The 20,808-nt window shown below is 42.0% G+C and carries 16 protein-coding genes and 1 pseudogene; 2 read left to right on the top strand and 15 right to left on the bottom strand.

Annotation, left to right across the window (positions count from 1 at the left end):
* Positions 1-130: 130 nt before the first annotated feature.
* The 5 genes from bioD to GBI16_RS10845 form a co-directional block, all read right to left on the bottom strand.
* The gene (gene bioD, locus GBI16_RS10865) at positions 131-784 is read right to left on the bottom strand and encodes a dethiobiotin synthase (RefSeq protein ID WP_151707067.1); all 654 of its coding nucleotides are present in this window, start codon (positions 782-784) and stop codon (positions 131-133) included.
* Positions 781-1,560 carry a malonyl-ACP O-methyltransferase BioC gene (bioC, locus tag GBI16_RS10860; RefSeq protein ID WP_151707066.1) on the bottom strand — a complete coding sequence of 260 codons (780 nt, stop codon included), beginning with the start codon at positions 1,558-1,560 and terminating at the stop codon, positions 781-783. Before bioC ends, bioD begins: the two co-directional genes overlap by 4 nt.
* A gap of 7 nt (positions 1,561-1,567) precedes the next feature.
* Entirely contained in the window at positions 1,568-2,725 is a 1,158-nt protein-coding gene (locus GBI16_RS10855; RefSeq protein ID WP_151707065.1) for an 8-amino-7-oxononanoate synthase, read from the bottom strand.
* Positions 2,722-4,041 carry an adenosylmethionine--8-amino-7-oxononanoate transaminase gene (bioA, locus tag GBI16_RS10850; protein ID WP_151707064.1) on the bottom strand — a complete coding sequence of 440 codons (1,320 nt, stop codon included), beginning with the start codon at positions 4,039-4,041 and terminating at the stop codon, positions 2,722-2,724. Before bioA ends, GBI16_RS10855 begins: the two co-directional genes overlap by 4 nt.
* Before the next feature lie 93 nt (positions 4,042-4,134).
* Positions 4,135-4,893, bottom strand: coding sequence for a YqiA/YcfP family alpha/beta fold hydrolase (locus GBI16_RS10845; RefSeq protein WP_151707063.1), 759 nt, complete (start codon positions 4,891-4,893; stop codon positions 4,135-4,137).
* 155 nt (positions 4,894-5,048) lie between these two features.
* Between GBI16_RS10845 and GBI16_RS10840 the strand changes: the two are divergent.
* A pseudogene (locus GBI16_RS10840) lies at positions 5,049-5,619 on the top strand (peroxiredoxin).
* A gap of 97 nt (positions 5,620-5,716) precedes the next feature.
* On the opposite strand, the gene bfr reads toward GBI16_RS10840, so the two are convergent.
* From bfr to GBI16_RS10815, 5 genes are all read right to left on the bottom strand, one after another.
* Positions 5,717-6,181 carry a bacterioferritin gene (gene bfr, locus GBI16_RS10835; protein WP_004695301.1) on the bottom strand — a complete coding sequence of 155 codons (465 nt, stop codon included), beginning with the start codon at positions 6,179-6,181 and terminating at the stop codon, positions 5,717-5,719.
* Positions 6,182-6,451: 270 nt separating this feature from the next.
* Complete coding sequence (locus GBI16_RS10830) at positions 6,452-8,083, bottom strand: PepSY domain-containing protein (RefSeq protein ID WP_086208740.1); 1,632 nt, start codon at positions 8,081-8,083, stop codon at positions 6,452-6,454.
* Between the two features lie 3 nt (positions 8,084-8,086).
* Positions 8,087-8,380, bottom strand: a complete 294-nt coding sequence (locus GBI16_RS10825) for a hypothetical protein (RefSeq protein ID WP_086208741.1) — start codon at positions 8,378-8,380, stop codon at positions 8,087-8,089.
* Entirely contained in the window at positions 8,346-8,636 is a 291-nt protein-coding gene (locus tag GBI16_RS10820; RefSeq protein WP_151707062.1) for a hypothetical protein, read from the bottom strand. The genes GBI16_RS10825 and GBI16_RS10820 overlap by 35 nt, the downstream gene beginning before the upstream one ends.
* A gap of 73 nt (positions 8,637-8,709) precedes the next feature.
* Entirely contained in the window at positions 8,710-10,851 is a 2,142-nt protein-coding gene (locus tag GBI16_RS10815; protein WP_228146979.1) for a TonB-dependent siderophore receptor, read from the bottom strand.
* Positions 10,852-11,116: 265 nt separating this feature from the next.
* Between GBI16_RS10815 and GBI16_RS10810 the strand changes: the two genes are divergently transcribed.
* Complete coding sequence (locus GBI16_RS10810) at positions 11,117-12,184, top strand: aldehyde reductase (RefSeq protein ID WP_086208743.1); 1,068 nt, start codon at positions 11,117-11,119, stop codon at positions 12,182-12,184.
* Between the two features lie 355 nt (positions 12,185-12,539).
* On the opposite strand, the gene ligA is transcribed toward GBI16_RS10810, so the two are convergent.
* The 5 genes from ligA to GBI16_RS10785 all read right to left on the bottom strand — a co-directional run bounded on the left by ligA (position 12,540) and on the right by GBI16_RS10785 (position 20,787).
* On the bottom strand, positions 12,540-14,579 hold the full coding sequence (gene ligA / locus GBI16_RS10805) for an NAD-dependent DNA ligase LigA (RefSeq protein ID WP_151707061.1): 2,040 nt from the start codon (positions 14,577-14,579) through the stop codon (positions 12,540-12,542).
* A gap of 94 nt (positions 14,580-14,673) precedes the next feature.
* Positions 14,674-15,660 carry a cell division protein ZipA C-terminal FtsZ-binding domain-containing protein gene (locus GBI16_RS10800; protein WP_151707060.1) on the bottom strand — a complete coding sequence of 329 codons (987 nt, stop codon included), beginning with the start codon at positions 15,658-15,660 and terminating at the stop codon, positions 14,674-14,676.
* 4 nt (positions 15,661-15,664) lie between these two features.
* Entirely contained in the window at positions 15,665-19,117 is a 3,453-nt protein-coding gene (smc, locus tag GBI16_RS10795; protein ID WP_151707070.1) for a chromosome segregation protein SMC, read from the bottom strand.
* Between the two features lie 10 nt (positions 19,118-19,127).
* Positions 19,128-19,823: a GntR family transcriptional regulator gene (locus tag GBI16_RS10790; RefSeq protein ID WP_086208747.1), complete on the bottom strand. Its 696-nt coding sequence runs from the start codon at positions 19,821-19,823 to the stop codon at positions 19,128-19,130.
* 160 nt (positions 19,824-19,983) lie between these two features.
* Positions 19,984-20,787 (bottom strand): sulfite exporter TauE/SafE family protein, encoded by an 804-nt coding sequence (locus tag GBI16_RS10785; RefSeq protein ID WP_151707059.1) that lies wholly within the window; start codon positions 20,785-20,787, stop codon positions 19,984-19,986.
* Positions 20,788-20,808 lie beyond the last annotated feature (21 nt).

Raw genomic sequence — 20,808 nt, 5'->3', positions numbered from 1 at the left:
CTTCTTGGGTAAGATGAGTATAGTTCATGATGCAACTTTGACTTTGGTCGGTCGGAAGCAAAATGCTAGCTCATCTTGCTTCTTTCCAATAATTTAATCTCTGTTGCACTTCATTTGAGAATCTAAGTGACTATATAGATGACTTTAACACAGGGATATCCATCCACAACGCCTGTGGAAAATGCTTCGCCAAATAGCCCTTTAAATAAGATGCCGTATCTTTAGAAATGAGTTCATCCTGAGATTCATCATTTAGGTTATAGGCCAAAGCATAGAGCTCTAAACCACGGTTTTTCAATGCTTCTAAACTTAAAAGAGTATGATTAATACTGCCCAAACGCCCCGAACTTACCAAAATCACAGGCAGTTGCTTGGCTACAATATAGTCGATACTGAGTAAATCTGTGGTTAAGGGCACCATCAAACCACCCGCACCTTCTAATAACACCGCCTCATATTTTTCAACCAGTTGCTGTGTGGCGCGCTCAATTTTTTCAAAATCAATCTCGCGCCCATCAAGCTTCGTGGCCAAGTGTGGCGATGCTGGATAAGTGAAAATTTCAGGCATGGTCAGCTTGCTTTCATCCTCTGGAAACCAACCCATTCCCATAATTTCACGGTGCTGTTCAATGTCTTCAGAAACATCGACATTGCCCGTTTGCACTAACTTTTGAGTAATGGTTTTCTTGCCTTGTTCATTCCAAAGTTTGGCTAAATAGCCTGTGGTATAGGTTTTCCCAATGCCTGTATCTATTCCACTGATAAAGTAAACTGATCCAGTCATGGCATTCTCCGTGCTATACAATAAATAGGATGATAGCTCAGGCGATAATGTATCTGACCTGATGCATCCCGTTGTGCAAATTGTTGATAATCTTGATAAAAACGTTCGATCGAGTGCTTGGTCCAACGAAAGTTAGATGCCGTTGCCGTGACACCTGTGGCTTTTAAATGTTGCAATACCTGTTTCGGTGTCGCAAAGTCTAAGTATTCAATTTGTTCAGACAAATGTAGAACGTCAAAGCCTTGGTTTTGCAATTTTTCTCGTAGTTGATCGAGCTTTAAATAAGCTAAGCCTTGTCCCGTTAAAATCTTAATTTCTTGTAAATTCCGTTCACCAAAGGTGGAAAAACAAAATAGACCTTGTGCAAGCAGACTGTCATTCGCTTTCTGGAAAACAGCATCAAGATCCGTCATCCACTGTAGCGCTGAAGTCGATATAATCAACTCTAAAGCATCAGGAAAATTGAGCCGTTCAATGTCACCCAACAACCAGTCTATATTTGAATAGCCCTGAAAGTGTTGTTGTACCTCTGGATATAAATCATTCAGTAGATAGTGTGAAATTTGGAAATCTTTCAGCAATAAATGGCTTAAATTACCTGAACCACAACCAATTTCAAACACCCGCTCAAATTGCGTTTTAGTGGCATAATGTTGAATTAAATCAAAAAGCCGTCGTGCAATTTGCTTTTGCACAATCGCATGCTCAGTGTAACTTTGCCCTGCCTGAGCAAAGCGCAATGCGACTTGGGATTTATCAATCTCTGAATTTTTCACGACTCACTCACAACAACTGAATCAACTGATCTAAATCAGTATGGCGAACTTGAGCGGTCAAGGAAATACGTAGTCTAGAACTATGCTGCGGAACAGTCGGTGGTCGTACGGGCATAATATAAAAGCCTGCTTGTTGCAAAGCTTTCGCCTTCTCCACTGTTTTGCTCGAATCGCCGATGATCACAGGGACAATTTGAGACGTTGAAGGACAAGCAAAACCTTTGGCCTGAACTGCTTGCTGTAAACGCTGACTGATACTGTGTAAATGCTGACGTGAATTATTTAACTGCAAAACTTGTTGCAAGATAAAGTTACTCCACGCCATGCAGATTGGCGGTTGTGCCGTACTAAAAATCAGTGGGCGCATAGTATTGATGAGATAGTCTCGAATTACAGGATGACAAATCAGATAACCACCAATTGAAGCCATAGCCTTACCCAAAGCACCAACTAAAAAGTCGATCTCATCAATCACTTGGTATTGCTCGGCACAACCCAAACCTTGCTCACCACGCACACCAATACCATGTGCTTCATCGACATAGAGCATGACTTTTTCAAACTGTTTTTTGATGCGGACCAGTTCAGCCAAATCGGTTTCATCACCATCCATACTAAAAATGGACTCAGTCACCACAATGATTCGCTCAAAAGCATCATCGGCATGATACTTCTGCAAAAGTTGGGTTAAATGCGCCAAGTCATTATGGCGATAACGTACCAACTTCGCTGTCGATAAACGGATACCATCAATCATGCTGGCATGGATTAATTTATCAGCCAGAATTAGGGTTTTACTGTCCGCTAGTGCAGGTAAAATACCAATATTCATGTGATAGCCGCTGTTGAATACCAAGGCCGCTCGACCATGAAAAGCCTGACTCAGACTGCTCTCAAACTGTTCATATTCAGGAAAATTACCCGTCAATAAACGTGAAGAAGCTGAACTCATCCAGCGCTGAGCATTCGGTGTTTCATCGAAAAACTGCTCTCGTAATTCGATATTTGCAGCCAATCCTAGATAATCATTCGATGCCAAATTCAACATCTCATGATCATGGATTCGAATCATCCGCCCCTGCTGCACATTGGATGTAAACTGACGCAAATTGCCTTGCTGTTTAAGCACATCCAGTTGTGCTGCAAAATGCTCTATATGCTTCATACAACAGACTCCTGCATCTGTACGACGACTTCAACCAGTTGCTCAAGCAAGGTTTTGAGTTCCTGTGGAGTAATCACATAAGGGGGCATCACATAAACCAGTTTTCCAAATGGTCGCACCCAAATACCCCGGCGGACAAACTCCTGTTGTAAGGTCTTCATATCCACATTAAACGTCAGTTCAACTACACCGATGGCCCCCAGTACACGAACGTCATGGACATATTCAAGTGACTGTAAAGGTGTCAAAGCGGTACGAAGTTGTGTTTCGATGCGTTGAATATTGCTTTGCCAATCTTGTAAGATGAGGAGTTCTGTACTTTTCGCCGCCACCGCACACGCCAAGGGATTGGCCATAAACGTTGGGCCGTGCATAAACACACCCGCTTCGCCTCGACTGATGGTTTCAGCAATATGCTTTGTGGTTAAGGTTGCAGACAAAGTCATATAGCCGCCTGTCAAACCTTTACCAATACACATAATGTCAGGTTCGACCTGTGCATGCTCCCAAGCAAAGAGTTTCCCCGTACGTCCAAAACCCGTCGCAATTTCATCAAAAATCAGTAAAACACCATATTTTTCACAGAGCAATTTGGCCTGTCGTAAATACTCAGGATGATAAAAACGCATCCCGCCTGCACCCTGAACAATCGGCTCAATAATCAGCGCGGCGATACTTTCATGCTGTGTTGCTAAGGTAGTTTCAAGTTCCCGAATGTCCTCTTGATCCCACGTTGCATCAAAGGCAACTTGCGGTGCAGGAACAAAAATACGGTTGGGTAAGCTTGAGCCAAAAATTTGATGCATCCCTGTGACAGGGTCACAGACCGACATCGCATTCCACGTGTCACCGTGGTAGCCCGAGCGCGGGGTGACAAAATTGGTTTTGTTTTGTTTCCCAAGCGACGTCCAATACTGAACTGCCATCTTTAACGCCACTTCAACTGCAACAGAACCTGAGTCTGCATAGAAAATTTTATCTAAACTTGGCGGGGTGATTTGCAACAGTAATTTGCCCAGTTGAATGGCGGGAGCATGAATAAAACCACCAAACATAATATGCGACATGTTTTGCAGTTGATCCGTCACAGCCTGATTCAGTTCAGGATGATTATAGCCATGTATGGTACACCACCACGAAGACATGCCATCAATCAACTGACGACCATCCTCTAGTTCAATGGTTGAACCGAAGGCTTTTTTGACTTTAAAGGTGGGAAGCGGATTGGTCATCGAAGTATAAGGGTGCCAAATATGTTCTCGATCAAATGCTAAGTCATCCAACTCAGCATCCAATTTGGCATTGATCTTAGTCATCCTTAACTCCATATCGACTACAGTTACAGCAAAATTTCATTTTGACTGATCTTAAACCTGCGCGCATCAAAAAGAAATTGCGATATTCACCACTCAGCGAATTGTTTCATCCAATTTTTGTAGATATTGGCAGATTTGGTCAGTTAGTTCATCGACATGGAAAACTGGAAGTCCATGTGAACCACTTAAAAGCATCGTATCTAAAAAATTTGCACCTAAAGCTTTTAAATTATACAAAACTTTGTAGCTAACTAAAAAGTCTTGTTTAGCTAGCAGATGGAGTTGATGCCCCGTATAATTTTGTAAGATCTCAACCGTATTTAAATACTCTAAACAATTGAGTCCCTGTTTTAATAGATCTAAAGACTGAGGCTGAATCAAACTTTGCAACTGCAAAAAATCTTGCTTGGTGGTTGCCGTCCCTTGGCACACCATAAATCCAAATTTCTTTAATGTTGCAATCGCGTCTGCTTCGAAGGATTGTTTAAAACTTTGAAATGTCGCTGGACTCATTGCAGTTTGCCAATTTTCATACGCCACAAAGCACGGATTTGAAGCCAAAGTGATTAATACTTTTTGCTGTTGATACTGCTGTTCAACAGCCTCAACCAATAAAGTCGCCAGTTGCCCCCCCAAAGACCAACCGATCATGACATCAAAGTCTTTGGCTTGTTCAGCATGTTGCTGCAACACCTGTGCGTCCAATCCATTAAAAATATTGATCAGCTCAACCGTATGCCCTTGGTGTTGCAAAGCATGAGCCAAAGGTTGTAGTAACTTGGTCCCACCACCCCAGCCTGTGATGAGTAAAATACGTTGATTCAATGCCGACTCTAAAACTGTAAATTTCAAACAGTATGAAACCTCAGACTCCATTGCAAAGCAAGCCTTTTGAATAAGCACTAAATCGAGCTGAAGAAGTTCAGAGTTGGATCTGAGAATATCAGCATTTTAGCGCCTTAAAATTTGCTAAGATCAAGTCAATACTTTTCAGGACAGCCTACATCATGAAAATAATGCAAATGGCAACGATTAGCTTAATTTCGCTGGGTAGTTTCTGTGCCATCAGTAGTGCCACTTATGCAGCACCGGCTTTTTCAAGCGCTTCATCAGAGCAAAAGCAGTGGGTGGGTAAGCCAGCTCCGAGTTTTAAGTTACAAGATCAAAATGCCAAATGGCATGAGCTCAAACAATATCAAGGCAAGTGGGTCGTTCTCTATTTTTATCCGAAAGATGACTCACCAGGTTGCACACAAGAGGCCAATCAGTTCAAAGCACTCTACCCACAATTTAGCAAAAAATAATGCCGTGGTTTTAGGCGTAAGTCTGGATGACGTACAGTCACATCAAAAATTTTCGAAAAAGTTAGGGCTGAATTTCCCTATTTTGGCTGATAACAATCATCGACTGGCCAATCAGCTCGGCATCGTACGGAACTTAGGTATCGCTAAAATTGCGAAACGTGAAACCTTTCTGATCGACCCACAAGGTACGGTGGTCTATCACTACAGCAGTGTGAATACCCAAACCCATGCGGGACAAGTATTGGCAGATATTCAAAAGTTCTCTAAAAAATAACCCCTACAAAAAAGCCTTCGAACATTGATTCGAAGGCTTTTTGATTTCTTACCATATAAATGCAACTGCCATCTTTACATAAAATGGCTCGCATCTCTTACATCTGAGACTGAATATAGTTTTGTAGACCAATCAACTCGATTAAACGTAATTGTTTTTCTAACCAATAAGTATGGTCTTCTTCAGTATCTGACATTTGTTGACGTAACATGTCACGGGTAATGTAATCACCCTTTTCTTCACACAATTTTACGCCTTGCGCTAATTTTTCACGTACATGATATTCGAGCTTTAAATCGGCTTTTAAGCATGAAACCACATCTTCACCAATTTCAACGTCATCACGTTGCATATTCGGTGTGCCTTCCAAAAACAAAACCCGGCGAATAATCGCATCCGCATGTTGTGCTTCTTCTTGCATTTCATGATCAATACGTTCAAAGATTTTGCTTAAGCCCCAATCTTCATACATACGTGAATGAATCAGATATTGATCGCGTGCAGCCAATTCTCCACCGATCAACATATTTAAGTAGTCTACGACTTCAGGATTGCCACGCATTTCAAAATCTCCAATCTTTAATGCAACCATTATGGACACATTTAATTCACTTTGCAAAACCTAAATTATGTAAGTTTATGATTTTTATAAAATTAAAATGAGAAACATACGCATTTGCAGTATGAATTATCAAAATAATAGTTATAAAATAAGCCTTTGCAAAACTTCATCCCTTTTGCAAAGGCTTTTTCAGCTTAAATAGCCCTCTGCTTTATTTTGTAACCATTAAAAATGCTTCTTATTTCAACCATCAAACACATTGAAAAAGACTCACTTGGATGAAGCAACAGACCAAATTGAACCTACTTCTGCGGACTGTACACGCGCTTGTGCTTGACGATAAAACCGTAAAAATAGCCCCGCAAAAAGAATGGAAAATACATCAATCCACCATAAATAGGAAAAAGATGACCATAAACCAATCCCGGGCAACAGCAAAGCAAGCATTGAGGTTAAAGGCAACAGCAATAAAGTCACTGCAATAAAGAGTAACAATGTAGGCAAAGCCCTTGCAGCACCAAGTACAAAACTAAGAATGAGGCTAAAGATAAAAATTGCATAATAGATATACATAAACCATGCATTGATGCTGTGTAGTTCAGGACTGAGGACATAAGCCCAACGCCCAATCAACATACTCATAAAAATGCCAAGGACTGTTCCTAAACATGACCCTATGGTTAAGTTTGCAATGAATTGCACATCCTTGCGCTGTGCAGGTGGTGCTAAATTCGGATTTTTTTGTCGCTTTACACGCGATTCAATCCATAGAATATTGCCTGAATAAAATAAAAATGCCCCCCCCATCCCCAAAGCCAAATACAACCACCGAGTAAAATCTCCGCCATAGTTGCCAAAGTGCAAACTGAACATAGATCGAATCAGTTGATCTAGACCTGAACTCTGCGTATTTAAATTGGCCGTACTATAAGGTGCGGGCTGATAAGGATTGAAAAACATCACATCGAAGTTGTCACCGCGTAACATCTGGTCAGGACTGTATAAACTGACGCGTGCCGATGCCTTCGCGGGTTGGTCTAGATTGTTAAAACTTACAGACGAAACCTCATAGCCCTGTGCTTGTTGCTGGACCTGTAAGAGTATTTTTTCAACATCCAATGGAGGAACTGGATCTGCAATCTGCACCGCAGCGGGACGTTCAAACAATGGTTTGCCTTTGCTGACCAACTGCCCCAGACCATCATAAAAGAGATCATGAAATGCAAAAACAATCACCGTTACACTAATCAAAATATGAAACGGTAAACTGGTAATGCCAATCACATTGTGTGCATCAAGCCAAAAGCGTTTTTTGTTCTTGCCTTGCCGTATCGCAAAATAGTCTTTGACCAACGTTGGCAAGAGGACGATCAAACCTGTCATCAACGCCAAAAAATATAAGACGGATACCACACCCATCACATAAACACCGAGTGTATGGTGCCCAAGCATCCCTGGAATGCCTGCTGTTTCGTGTAGTTGTTCAATCAACCAACCCAGTTTGGATAGGTTTTCCTGTTCAACCTGTAAAGTGCCATCTGGTTTCAGTGTCGCTAACATTGCACTTTGATCGGTATCAAAGTCATGATCATCATGCACTTGACTTTGCGCAGGTTGCCACTGGATCGGGGCATAATGAAACTCTTTAGAGTTTAAATTGATCTGAAAGCTTTTTTGCGCTTCAGGATAGCGCTGCTGCACCTGGGATACCAAGTCATTATACTGATGCAATTCAACCGTATGTAAACTTTGTTGTGGTGGTGTTGCCCACTTACTCAAATCATGCTGGAACATACTTAGCCCACCTGCAAAAAAGCAGATGAACAAGAGAATACCCGCGCAAATCCCGACCCATGTATGTAACTCTTTGGCAAGTCGGAGAATATCTGTACGTACCTTCATACCCTATTCTCCTCTAAGCCAAAACACAAGTGCGTAAGCCACGACATTGAAAAACATATAAATTACAATAGACTGCCAACCACGTGGAATAAAATAGGCCACGAAAAAGAGTGGTAACCAAATCCACGGAATCGACCACATCCCTAACTGCGGCGCAAGGCCACGATGCTCAGATTGAAGTCCCCACATCGTGATTAATGCAGCTAAAGCGAAAGCTAGACTAAGTCCAAGAACTGCACCCGCAAAGCTTTTCGTCCACCAGTCAGGTTGTATCTTTTGATCGCGTAGCAACGTCATGCGTCAAAGCCCCATGTAATAAAGGAAGAAATGGTAGTGCTGACCACAACACCAATGGAATCAGTAACCACATCAACACTGCTACCAGTTTTGGTAATACCGACAGTAAAAGAACCAATGCCAAAACAAGACCTGTAAGCCCGACCCAGCGGTACTTTTTCGCTACAGTCTGCTTGAGTACAGTTTGATTAGCATGGGTCAAATACAGCAGGACACAACCACTACAGCACAGGAGTAAACCGAGAAATTTAATCATTGCTTTCAACTTAAATGAGGCAGCATTCAGACATAAAAAAGCCCACTGCATCGCAATGGGCTGATCATAAAAATTAGAAATCGAAAGTGACACCAAGTTTATAGGTACGACCAGCACCTAAAATGGCATAGTTACTACCAAAGACTCCTGACCAATATTTTTCATCGGTTAAGTTATTTACATTAGCTCTAAATGTTGTATTTACACCACCAATTTTTGTCGCATATTTTGCACCTAAGTCCAAAATCGTGTAATCAGGCAACTCTAAACTATTATCCGTATTTAAGTATTGTTCACTCACATAAGATGCACGAGCATTTACACTCAAACCGTCAACGACAGGAATTTTATAGTCCATACCCAAACCAGCAGTAAAATCAGGTGTACCAATTACAGTATTACCTACTTGAGATGCTGTCCCCGATTTAACATATTCAGCATCAATATAAGCTAAGTTCGCCATCAAACTTAAATCTTCTGTTAGCTGTCCCGCTGTTGAAAACTCGATACCACGAGACCGTGTCTCAGCATCATCTTTAACAGCCTTAGTTACAGTGTCCTGATAAACCTCAGGCTTTTCAATTTGGTAAAGCGCTAAAGTATTGAGCCAAGAACCCACTTGGTATTTAGTCCCTAGTTCATATTGCTTGGTTTGATAAGGGGCTAATGTCTCCCCCTTATTTGTTGCAGTTGGATAGGTAATATCTGAAACTGTTACCCCTTCAGATAGTCCTTCGACATAACTTGCATAGAAAGATAGGTCCTCACCAAATGGTTTAACGACGAGACCTAAGCTTGGGGAAAGTTTATCTGATGAATATTTCGTCTTTTTATATAAATTTTTCGTGTCAATATCTTGGTACCGAGCACCTAAAATGACTTGTAATTTATCGTCTAACATCGACATTTGATCAGTTAATGTATAGCTGACATAGCGGTTATCGGCATAAGGTACAATAGTTGGATATGACGTAGGCATTTGTTCAGATGCATCTACAATTGGGTTATAAAGGTTAGTATTAAACGCATTTGATGTTGCTGCTGAATGTTGCCAATAATTACGTGTCAGATAATCTGCGCGTAAGCCAAGTGTATGTTGGATGGCACCTGTATCAAACTTACCTTCTAGCCCAAGATTAGCTGCGACAGCATGTTCTTGATAACCCACTCGATAATACTGTGAACTTGCGGCACCTGTAGTCGCATTTTGCACAATCATCCGTGTGCCAAAAATATGTCCAGAATATTCTTTTTCTGTATATCCTGCTCCCCCAAATACTTTTAAATCAGGGCTAAATTTATATTCGCCTGATACTCCTAAGTATTGACTACTTTGCTCACCGTGAATGTTTGGGAAGAAATTACTATCCCCACTCGGAGCCGCAATAACCTGTTTGATTGTACCCATACTTACCATAACAGGTGAACCATTATCACGCTTATCTCGTACCGCATAAGCGTCAAAGTTTAGTTTTAACTTATCCGTTGTATAGTCAAGTGCCACGACCCCTGTTGAATTTGTATCATCCATCCCATCAATGATATGTTCACCTTGCCCATAAGAGCCACCAACACGTACACCAAATTCCTTGTTATTACCTAAACGTCTTGCAACATCAAAGCCTGATTTATAGTAACCATCGTCTTCATAGCTTGCACTTACACGTGTCAGATCTTGATTAGCGCGCTTTGTTTGCGCCATGACCACACCACCAACACTCCCAGCTGGTGCCATGCCCGCCACTAAAGCATTAGGACCTTTAAGTACAGTGACTGAATCAATAATATCTGTTGGAATACGTCCAGTTGGCGCCATGCCATATAGACCATTAATGTTGTAGTCTTCAAAACCTACAGAAAAACCACGGATCTGAATGTTTTCATTTAAATGACCTGAATTGGTCGTTTCACGAATACTTGGATCATTTTTAAGAACTTCAGAAACCGTCGCAGCTTGATTATCAGAAATTGTTTTTGCAGTATATGTCGTGACACTAAAAGGGGTATCAATGACAGACTTATTACCCAAGGCGCCTAATTTAGCTTCTTTGGCTAACTTACCATCTGCATAGTTTTGTTGTTGTACCTGCGCTTCTGATTTTAAGGCAGGTAAAATCGAAACCTCTTCCTCAGCAAAGGCAAGCTGAAAACAGCCACCTCCCATCATTAAAATACCAACAGAACTTGCAAGAATTTTTTTTGAAAAGGTTTTCATTTGAAACAACGCTTAAACTAAATGATAATGATTATTATATACACAATGTAAATAATTATTAATTGAATTTTCTCGTTTGACTTATTTATTTGATCTAAAATATAAATTTAGGATTTTTTCAATAAACCCTATATATATTGAATTAAATTGAGTGAACTATCGTAAAATAACGAATAAGTCAGTCATCAGTTCGGTACTGAAGCAAAGACTTTCCCTGCATTCACGTTTACACTAAGCCTATACTTAAAACAACAACGGTTGATCTATGACAAATTTAGCAACACAAGCGCCTGTACTGGTCACAGGTGCATCGGGTTATATTGCCAGTTGGGTGATTCAAAAATTATTAGCCCAAGGTTATACCGTTCATGCCACTGTACGTGACCTGAACAAAACCCAAAGCTTCGCACATTTATCTCAAATTGCAGAAAGCAGTGCAGGAACACTGAAACTATTTAAAGCCAATTTACTCGAACCCAATTCCTTTAAAGAAGCGATGCAAGGTTGTGAAATTGTCTTTCATATGGCCTCTCCTTTCGTCGTCACCAACTATAAAGATGCAGTGAAAGACATCATTGAACCTGCTGTTTTGGGTACAGAAAATGTCTTAAACACCGTCAATGAAACCGAGTCAGTTAAACGTGTCATTGTTACTTCGAGTATTGCATCGACCTATGGTGATGCGATTGATATTTTAAAAACGGACCATAATACTTTTGATGAAAGTCACTGGAACACCAGTAGTTCTGAGACCCATCAGCCTTATCCATATTCTAAAGTGATGGCTGAGCGTAAAGCTTGGGCAATGGCTGAGGCACAAGATCGTTGGCAGTTGGTCTGCATTAACCCTGCGTTGGTCTTTGGTCGTTCATTGACACCAAATACACAGTCAGGTTCGATTGAGGTCTTACAACAGTTTACCAATGGCTTGACTTTAGCAGGTGTCCCACCCATGTGGAATGGTGTGGTCGATGTTCAAGATGTTGCTGAAGCGCACTTACAAGCAGCATTCAACCCAAAAGCAACAGGTCGTTACATCGTCAGTGGTGGAACTTTAAGTCTGCTTGAAATCGGTCAATTGCTTAAAGCTCATTTTGGTTGGAAATTTCCATTTCCACGAAATGAACTGCCCAAAGCAGCCTTTAAGGTGATTGGTCCATTCATTGGCTTTAGCCGCGAGTTTGTTGAGTTAAATATGGGTTATCCGATTTATTTTGATGCGAACAAGAGCCAAAAAGAATTGGGCTTAAAGTACCGAGATGTCAAAGAGAGTCTCGTTGAGCACTTTCAACAATTGCTCGATGACGGTGTAATCAAGCAATATATTCCTTGAAAATAAATAAAAAGCATAGTGCTCGTCAACGTCATAGCTGACAAGCACTATGCTTTTTCTAAATTAATGAAGGTATGGGATACACGAAATGTCATCAGCAACTGTTCGAGACAACACTACATGAGAAAAAAATGTTTCTGCGACAATTTTACTCATTGATAGCAATGAACGAGTTTTGCTGATGACTCATGCCTTTGGTTACTTTGGGCTAATCCAAAGTAACATACGAACTTCAAGCATTTGATGCGAATATGTAAGACTCCGCCATGAATCCCTCATCATTAAAAGTCATTTTAGTCATGCTTTAACTGAACGGAGTTATCTAGACAGTATATTTTTGATCCAAATCAAAAATCTAAGCCTCTAACTGACCATAATCTTTCATTAGTTGAATAAACTCAGCTTCATTGATCACAGCAATCCCAAGCTTCTCCGCTTTATCCAGCTTTGAACCAGCTTTTTCACCTGCAACGACACACTTGGTTTTACTCGACACACTACCACTGACACGTGCGCCTAGTGCTTGCAAGAGCTGTGTTGCTTCATCACGCCCCATCGTACTGAGTGTCCCTGTCACGACCCAACTTTCACCATTTAAAGGTTGGCGACTTGGTGCCACAGGCGCGTCCCAGTGAATACCTGCCGCCAATAATCGGTCCAAAACTTCAAGGTTATGCGGTGCTTGAAAAAAGTCGACAATCCACTCCGCCGTGATATCCCCCACATCTGGAGTTTTCTTTAAAGCTTCAATGTCTGCGACACGTAACGCATCTAAAGTTTGGAAAGTATTGGCCAACATACGCGCTGTGGTTTCACCTACCCCACGAATCCCCAGCGCATAAATAAATGCAGCCAAAGTCGTTTTCTTGCTATTTTCAATCGAATCAATCAAGTTCTGAACGGACTTCTCACCCATTTTTTCAATGGTTAATAGCTTTTCTCGGTGCTCATGTAGGTGATAAATATCGGCCACATCTTTAAGCAAATCAAGATGTAACAGTGATTCGACCCAACGATCTCCCAAACCTTCAATATCAAGCGCTTTACGGGATACGAAGTGGCGAATAGCCTCAATACGCTGTGCAGCACAATACAAACCACCAGAGCAACGTGCTAAAGCTTCACCTTCGGGCATTACCACAGGCGATTCACACACGGGACATTGGCTCGGGAGTTCAACTTCAGTGGCATCAACAGGGCGGAACTCAGGCCACACTTTTTCCACTTTGGGAATCACATCACCACTACGGTAAACACTGACAGTATCGCCAATTCGCACATCTAGGCGGTGAATTTCCCCAATATTATGCAAGGTCACATTTGAAACGGTCACACCACCCACAGCGACAGGATTCAACCGCGCCACAGGGGTCAGTGTACCTGTACGCCCCACTTGCCAGTCAATATGTTCAACCGTGGTAAGCGCAGCCACTGCAGGGAATTTATACGCAGTTGCCCAACGCGGTTCTCGACTTAAAAAGCCCAACTGTTGCTGTTGTTTGAGGCTGTTGACCTTAATCACCATGCCGTCAATTTCCACACTCAATTGTGGTCGTTCCGCATTGATTTGCTCATAAACAGCTTGAACTTCTTGAATGCTATCGCAGACAAAATGACGCTCACCGACTGCAAAACCAAACTGTTGCAACCATTCTAGACTTTCCGACATGGTATTTTGCCCATGATTGGGTTCACACTGTGCAATACCATAAGCATAAAATGCAAGTGGACGTGCAGCCGCAATGTTCGGGTCTAACTGACGTAGACTTCCCGCTGCGGCATTCCGTGGATTGGCAAAAGTCTTTTCACCTTTGGCTTCATTTTCTGCATTGAGCTTTTCAAAGCCTGCTTTAGGCATCAAGACTTCGCCACGAACTTCTAGTAATGTAGGTACTTCGCCCTGATCTGTGCTCAACACCTTCGGCAAGTTACGAATGGTTTTGACGTTTTGGGTAATGTCTTCCCCTGTCTCACCATCACCACGCGTCACCCCACGAACTAACACCCCCTGTTCATACCACAGTGAAATGGCAAGACCATCAAACTTCAGTTCGACATCGTATTGAATCGTTTGATTCGGCAAACGTTCTTCTGCACGGCGCGCAAAGGCAAAGAGTTCTTCTTGATTAAACACATTACCCAAGGACAGCATCGGTACCACATGCGTCACGCTCGTAAACTTCGCCAAAGGTTTAGCACCCACTTTATTGATCGGGCTATCTGGCTGAATACACTCAGGGTGTTGTTCTTCTAAAGCTTTCAATTGATGAAAAAGCTGATCATATTCACTGTCTAAAATGGTCGGCTGATCCATCACATAATAAGCATGATTATGCTGTGCCAAAATTTGGATCAGTTGACGCATTTGCGCAACGACAGTCGAAGTTTGAGTCATAATTTCACCATAAAAAAGGGCGGTCTTTGTTCCGCCCTAAAAATTGTATTTCTGCTGTCTATTATAGAAATCGTTATCGTTCCTTTCAATCAGATTAAGCGTCGATTGCTTGTCCAGCACGGTAATCAATCGCCAAGTGGCGCCAATGCTCACGCAGTTGGGGCGTGAACTCTTGATTATTTTGGTCATAAACTGTTCCATCTATTTCACGGCCAATCAAACGTGAAATACTGTCCATGGTGTCAAAGGCATTTTGGACATCGCGGTGTGGTAAGGCCAAGAAAAAGGCCAAGCCTTTAATTGGATCGGTCGACAAATTTTCCAAGTCAAAACCATCCATACCTGTATCGGTAATTTGCAACACAGAGAACAGCAACTTGGTTCCATCTTCGTTATAGCGATGGAAACATGACATTTCGCCAAAACGTAGGCCATACTTCATTAAAACTTTTAAGGTTTTCTCACCAGACAATGCACGACGTTCAGGATAAACATTCAGGGCAATAAACGATTCTGCTGTGGCTAAGGCACTTTCATCATCAACAATTTTTTGCTCATACAAATGTGCATCTAAAATACTACTTTCATCGTCAAACTCTGAAATTTCGGCTTTTTCGACGTTAGCATTTAAACTAAATTCAGTTTTATCGGCCCTCGCTTGGTCATCGACAAGCGCTGAGGTTGTACTTTCAGTCGTTGATTCTGTTGCAGTATTTTCAGGAGTGGCTGAGTCTACTGCTTTATTTTCTATGTCAGCTGATGCCACTAAACTTGGTTCAGCATCAGTATTCTCGACTACACTATCTGCATCTAAAGCCTTTGGTTCAGCTTTTCCCGCTATTGTTGCATCGACTGGAGCATCACTTAAAATCGGCTCTTTACGCTCTGCAGGTTCCACGACCACCGTTTGCAGTTGGTCACGGACATGACGTGGAATAATCGGTTTTTGACTATCTTCATCAATATGCAAAGTCGAATCTAGCGATGGTGCGGCATCTGTCGGCTTTCGGAAAATCATTCTGATGCCAAGCAGCATAATAATCACTGCTATGACGATACCAATAATTGTTGTGTATTCCATCTTATTAGGCCTCCGCGACTAAACCGTATTCTTTTGCCTGTTCTAAATTTACAGTCACTAATTTTGATGTTCCCGGTTCAGGCATCGTAACACCTAACAAGTCGGTCGCCATCGTCATTGCGAGTTTATTATGGGTAATGTAAATGAATTGCACCTGTTCAGAAAGCTCTTTTACAAGATTACAAAATCTTCCCACGTTTGCATCATCCAGAGGCGCATCAACTTCATCCAAAACACAAAATGGCGATGGATTAAGACGGAAAATCGCAAACACCAAGGCCAATGCTGTCAGGGCTTTTTCTCCGCCTGAAAGTAGTGCCAATGAGCTGTTGCGTTTGCCCGGTGGACGGGCCATCAGTTTTACCCCAGACTGCCAGTCATCTTCTAAAGTTAGACTCGCCTCCCCACCATTAAACACTTTCGGGAACAAATCTTGCAGTTCAGCATTGACCCGATCAAAAGTAGTCATAAACAGTTTACGGGTTTCTTGGTCAATACTTTTCATTGCAGCACGCAACTGTTCAACGGTATTTTCCAAATCTTGAATTTGATGACTCAATTCTTCAAAACGTTTAGACACTTCTTCATATTCTTCTGAAGCTGCCAAATTCACTGCACCCAATTTCTCAAACTGCTGCTGTGCTTTTTCTAGAACTTGTTGATGGCTACTGATCTCAATGTTCAAACCCTCAATAGCTTCAACATTCATCTCTTTCAGCTGTTCAGAATAATGTTGTAAGTCTGACTTTGCAGCTTGCCACGCCAAACGTTTTTCTTCTAACTGAGTTCTCAGCTTTTCATCTTGTTGCTGATGCTGATGACGTTGTTCGGTCAAACTCTGCTGACGCTCTTGCACCGCATTCAGCTCAACTTGCCATTCAGACCATGTTTTTTGTAGCTTTTCAGTGATCTGTGCTTGTTCACTAAACTGGCTTTCTAAGGCAGGCAGCTCCAGTTGTACAGGGTCAATAAACTTTTTGGCCTGTTCCATCTGCGACAAAATTTGCTGATACTGTGCTTTTAAAAAAGTACGGTCTTTTTCTAACAGTTCAATCTGCTGTGTGGTTTGCACTGCCTGACGACGTACCATTTCAAGTGCTTGCCAAACCTGCTGTGCCTGCTGCTGGCTATCATCCAGTTGCTCAGTCAAAGACTCCACTTGGAACTGCATGGTTTTGTAGTTAGGCAAGTTTTGCTCAAGCTTAATATTCAATGCATGCAGATCAATCTCCAAATCATCTTTTTGCATGGCATCTTCTTCGAGTTGACTGTCTAACTGTGCCAATTGATTGGCCAATTGTTGTTTTTGCACTTCAAAGGCTTGGTTGGTACTTTGTACTTTGGCGATATTCAAGTCAATCTGCTGGGTTGCCTGAACTTCTTTTTTCAATAGCTGTTGATCCGCTTTTAACTGCTCATCTACTGCTTGAACTTGAGTACGAAGTTCTGTGGTTTTCGTTTCAAGCTGAGTCAGAAGTCCTGTTTTTTCAGCAAGACTCTGTTCAATTTCATCTAAACGAATTCGATGACTGAGCGCCCCCTGTCCAGCTTGGCTCGCTTCGTCATAATCCAAACCAATCACCCAGTCCACACCAACATGATAACCGTCTAAACTTAGAAGAGACTGACCATCTTTCAATTGCTTTTGCAAAGCGAGGGCTTGTTTTAAGTTGGTGGTCACCCCCACCTGCTGCCACAAAGAGGACTGCGGTGATTCAATCCAACTGGCTAGGCTATCACAACCTGCAATTTCGATCAGTTCAACATGTGGCTGAGGCGTTAACTGACGTGCAACCGCATCGGTGAATACATCGCTGTTTTCCAAACAATGTGCTGAAAGCCATTTGGCTAAGAATTTTTCGACCAGTGCAGCATGGGTTTTAGCCGCATCTTTAAGCTTCAGCACGTGCATCAACTGTGGATGATCACTATTTTTTAAGGCGCTGACTTTGACCAACAGCTGCTTTAGATGTTTCTGTTCTGCACTTAAGACCTGTATATCTGCTTTGTGCTGATTCAACTCAGTTTGAGCAGCTTGATGCTGAATACGCAAATCATCCAGCTGTAACTGCACCTCAATGATACTTTGCTCACGTTGTAACTGCTGTGCCTCGGCGTCTTGCTTGGCATGCAACAATTGGTCTATCGCATCCAACTGGCTTTGGTTTTGAATTTGCGCCGCTTGTTGCTCTAAAATTTGCTTTTGTTGTTCAAAACGTAAAATGTTTTTGGCCAACTGTTCACTTTGCGCCAACATTTGCGTTTTTTGTTGCTGTTGCTTTTCAACCAAACTTTTGACTTGTTCAAACTGTTGAAGCAATTGTTGCTGCTGTGCTTTTAAATCCGTTAAGCCTTGGCTTTGCTGTTGGTTTTGACTTTCTTGCTGTTGTAACTGTTCGGTATGAAGCTCATTTTGTTCGTGCAAACTTTCCAGTTGTAACTCGATCAACTGCATACGTTCTTTGGTTTGTGCCTTCTGCTGTTTAAGCTGTGCCAAAGTCGTCGTATTTTGCTGGAACAGGCTCTGTTTTTGTTCCAAAGTCATTTTTAACTCAGCCAGCTTTTTCTCTGCCTGTTGCCACTCACTCTGTAGAGGCGTGGACTGCTGAATCAGGCGTTGAAATAGCTCACTGGTTGAAGTCAAATCATGCTCTAAAGTGGTTAACTCTGAACGGACTAACTTGAACTGATCGCCCAAATCATTCATGTGTAGCGTATATTCTTGCTGTAGACGACTGCTTTGTTCGCATTGAAAAGATAAAACTTCGACTTTAATGGTGCGAATTTGACTTTCCAGTGTTTTGTACTGAATCGCGGTTTCGGCCTGCCGTTTTAAAGTTTTTAACTGTGATCTTAACTCAGAGGCAATATCTTCTAAACGCGATAAGTTTTGCGTGGTGTGATCCAAATGCAATAAAGTTTCACGGCGACGTGCTTGATAACGTGAAACTCCTGCGGCTTCCTCAATAAAAACCCGCATTTCTTCAGGTTTTGCATCAACCAAACGGTTGATCATGCCCTGTTCAATAATCGAATAAGAACGCGGCCCTAAACCTGTGCCTAAGAATATATCAGTAATATCCCGACGACGGCATTTGGTGCCATTTAAAAAGTATTCAGACTTGCCATCTCGGTTGACCTGACGCTTAACTGCCAGTTCAGTATAGGCATTATAACTGCCACCTAACTTGCCATAGGTGTTGTCAAAACGCAGTTCTACACTTGCGACACTAACAGGCTTGCGCTTTGCCGTGCCTGTAAAAATGACATCCTGCATACTGCCACCACGCAACTGACGTGCACTGGATTCACCCATGACCCAACGGATCGCGTCGATTACATTGGATTTACCACAACCATTCGGCCCAACCACAGCGGTACGGCTATCTTTAAAGTGTAATGTAGTACTGTCGGCAAAAGATTTGAAGCCGGAAAGTTTTAAACTGCTTAAACGCATAATGTCCTGACTAACGTCGTGAGCGTCTCGCCCACGCAAGTTCAATTTGTTTCATTCGGGTCAGAGATTCCAACACCAAGTTACGTAAGTGTCGACAAAAATCTTCCATAAATAAAGTAGCTTGTTGTGATTTTCTGATTAAAACCGCATCAGTCACTAGTTTAAATAAATCATAAGATTCTTGTAACTCTCTACGTGAAGTATTTAAGGTTAAAAAATAGCTTCGACGTATCGAGGGTAATAGCTCTTGATAGAACTTCATCAGATAAGGATTGCCCACCATTTCATGCTGACGTGCCAATCCTTCAAAAATTAAATCATAAAATTTTTCGATACTGCCTTGTTTCAACTGATTGCTCAATTCATCCAATAACAATTGCAAACGTTCCGCTTCATAGCTACGCCATGTCTCCGCAATACGTTGCACAATTTGCCCCAAAAGTAGGCTGCTGGTATCAAACAATGCGCGCACTTGTTGGGCTGACATTTCTGAGACAATCGCGCCACGGCGCGGATAAATTTCAATCAGATGGGTGCGTTCAAGCAATAACAAAGCTTCACGCACAGAACCACGACTCACATCTAGTTCTGCGGCAATACGTAATTCTTGTATTCGCTCACCTTCAACCAACTCACCGCGAATAATTTGTTCACTGATGTGCTTGGCAATTTGTTCGGACAAACTCTCTGTATCATGTGCTTGCATACTGTTCCTAACTTGTTTTTATAAGATGCAATCCATGGTCTTTAGTGACCTATTTTTAAGTTTTACCTGAGATTAAACGGTAAACACCATGTCATTGTCAGACAATTTTACCGTCTATAATGCCAATGAAAATCAAGCTAGACAAGATTTTCGCGCTTATTTAAGAACTAAAACCTTGATAAATAAAATATAGCCCAACAACAATTAATAACCCCGCAAAACACTTTTTCAACATCGCTGGCGACAAATGGTGCGCTACTTTTGCACCAAACTTCGCGGTGATAAAACTCATGACCGCAATCCCGAAAAAGGCATAGACATGAATATAACCAATGGTATTCGGTACATTGACCTCAGCTCGATGACCAAACCACATAAAACCCAAAGCACCAGCTACTGCAATAGGTAAGCCACAAGCGGCTGATGTCGCCACTGCTTTTTGCATAACGACCCCGTGCCGGTTTAAGTACGGCACTGTCAAACTTCCACCACCAATGCCAAAAATCGCAGAAGCCACACCAATACCTGCTCCAGCAAATAACTGTCGTCCTGTTGAAGGTAACTGACGCGATGGATCGACCTCAACATGTGCGCCACTAAACATTTTGTAAGCCACCCACACCGCAAAAAAACCGATCAGCAGCTGTAAGCCATGTCCCGACATATAATCTGCAATGCCCGCACCTAAAAAAGCCCCCATGACTAAACCTGGGGCCAAATTACGAAATACAGGCCACAACACGGCTCCACGTTTATGATGCGCACTCACTGAACTCATTGACGTGACAATAATCGTGGCCAGTGATGTGCCAACCGCTATATGCATAATGACACTCGGGTCATAGTTCAGATGAGTAAACACCACATATAAAATCGGGATGATAATGAGTCCACCACCGACCCCAAATAGCCCCGCAGCAAAACCAGCGATTGCGCCAATCAGTAAATATATGATTAACTCCATGATCATTTTTCACTTTTCTCA

Source organism: Acinetobacter sp. TUM15064 (assembly GCF_008980265.1).
In the GTDB taxonomy this organism is placed as follows: domain Bacteria; phylum Pseudomonadota; class Gammaproteobacteria; order Pseudomonadales; family Moraxellaceae; genus Acinetobacter.
This window is presented reverse-complemented; position numbering and strand designations above follow the sequence as displayed.

Coding starts and splice junctions, on each gene's coding strand:
- bioD (WP_151707067.1), bottom strand. CDS start 784: ATGACTGGATCAGTTTACTTTATCAGTGGAATAGATACAGGCATTGGG.
- GBI16_RS10855 (WP_151707065.1), bottom strand. CDS start 2,725: ATGAAGCATATAGAGCATTTTGCAGCACAACTGGATGTGCTTAAACAG.
- bioA (WP_151707064.1), bottom strand. CDS start 4,041: ATGACTAAGATCAATGCCAAATTGGATGCTGAGTTGGATGACTTAGCA.
- bfr (WP_004695301.1), bottom strand. CDS start 6,181: ATGCGTGGCAATCCTGAAGTCGTAGACTACTTAAATATGTTGATCGGT.
- GBI16_RS10830 (WP_086208740.1), bottom strand. CDS start 8,083: ATGAAGGTACGTACAGATATTCTCCGACTTGCCAAAGAGTTACATACA.
- GBI16_RS10825 (WP_086208741.1), bottom strand. CDS start 8,380: ATGACGTTGCTACGCGATCAAAAGATACAACCTGACTGGTGGACGAAA.
- GBI16_RS10820 (WP_151707062.1), bottom strand. CDS start 8,636: ATGATTAAATTTCTCGGTTTACTCCTGTGCTGTAGTGGTTGTGTCCTG.
- GBI16_RS10815 (WP_228146979.1), bottom strand. CDS start 10,851: ATGAAAACCTTTTCAAAAAAAATTCTTGCAAGTTCTGTTGGTATTTTA.
- GBI16_RS10810 (WP_086208743.1), top strand. CDS start 11,117: ATGACAAATTTAGCAACACAAGCGCCTGTACTGGTCACAGGTGCATCG.
- ligA (WP_151707061.1), bottom strand. CDS start 14,579: ATGACTCAAACTTCGACTGTCGTTGCGCAAATGCGTCAACTGATCCAA.
- GBI16_RS10800 (WP_151707060.1), bottom strand. CDS start 15,660: ATGGAATACACAACAATTATTGGTATCGTCATAGCAGTGATTATTATG.
- smc (WP_151707070.1), bottom strand. CDS start 19,117: ATGCGTTTAAGCAGTTTAAAACTTTCCGGCTTCAAATCTTTTGCCGAC.
- GBI16_RS10790 (WP_086208747.1), bottom strand. CDS start 19,823: ATGCAAGCACATGATACAGAGAGTTTGTCCGAACAAATTGCCAAGCAC.
- GBI16_RS10785 (WP_151707059.1), bottom strand. CDS start 20,787: ATGGAGTTAATCATATATTTACTGATTGGCGCAATCGCTGGTTTTGCT.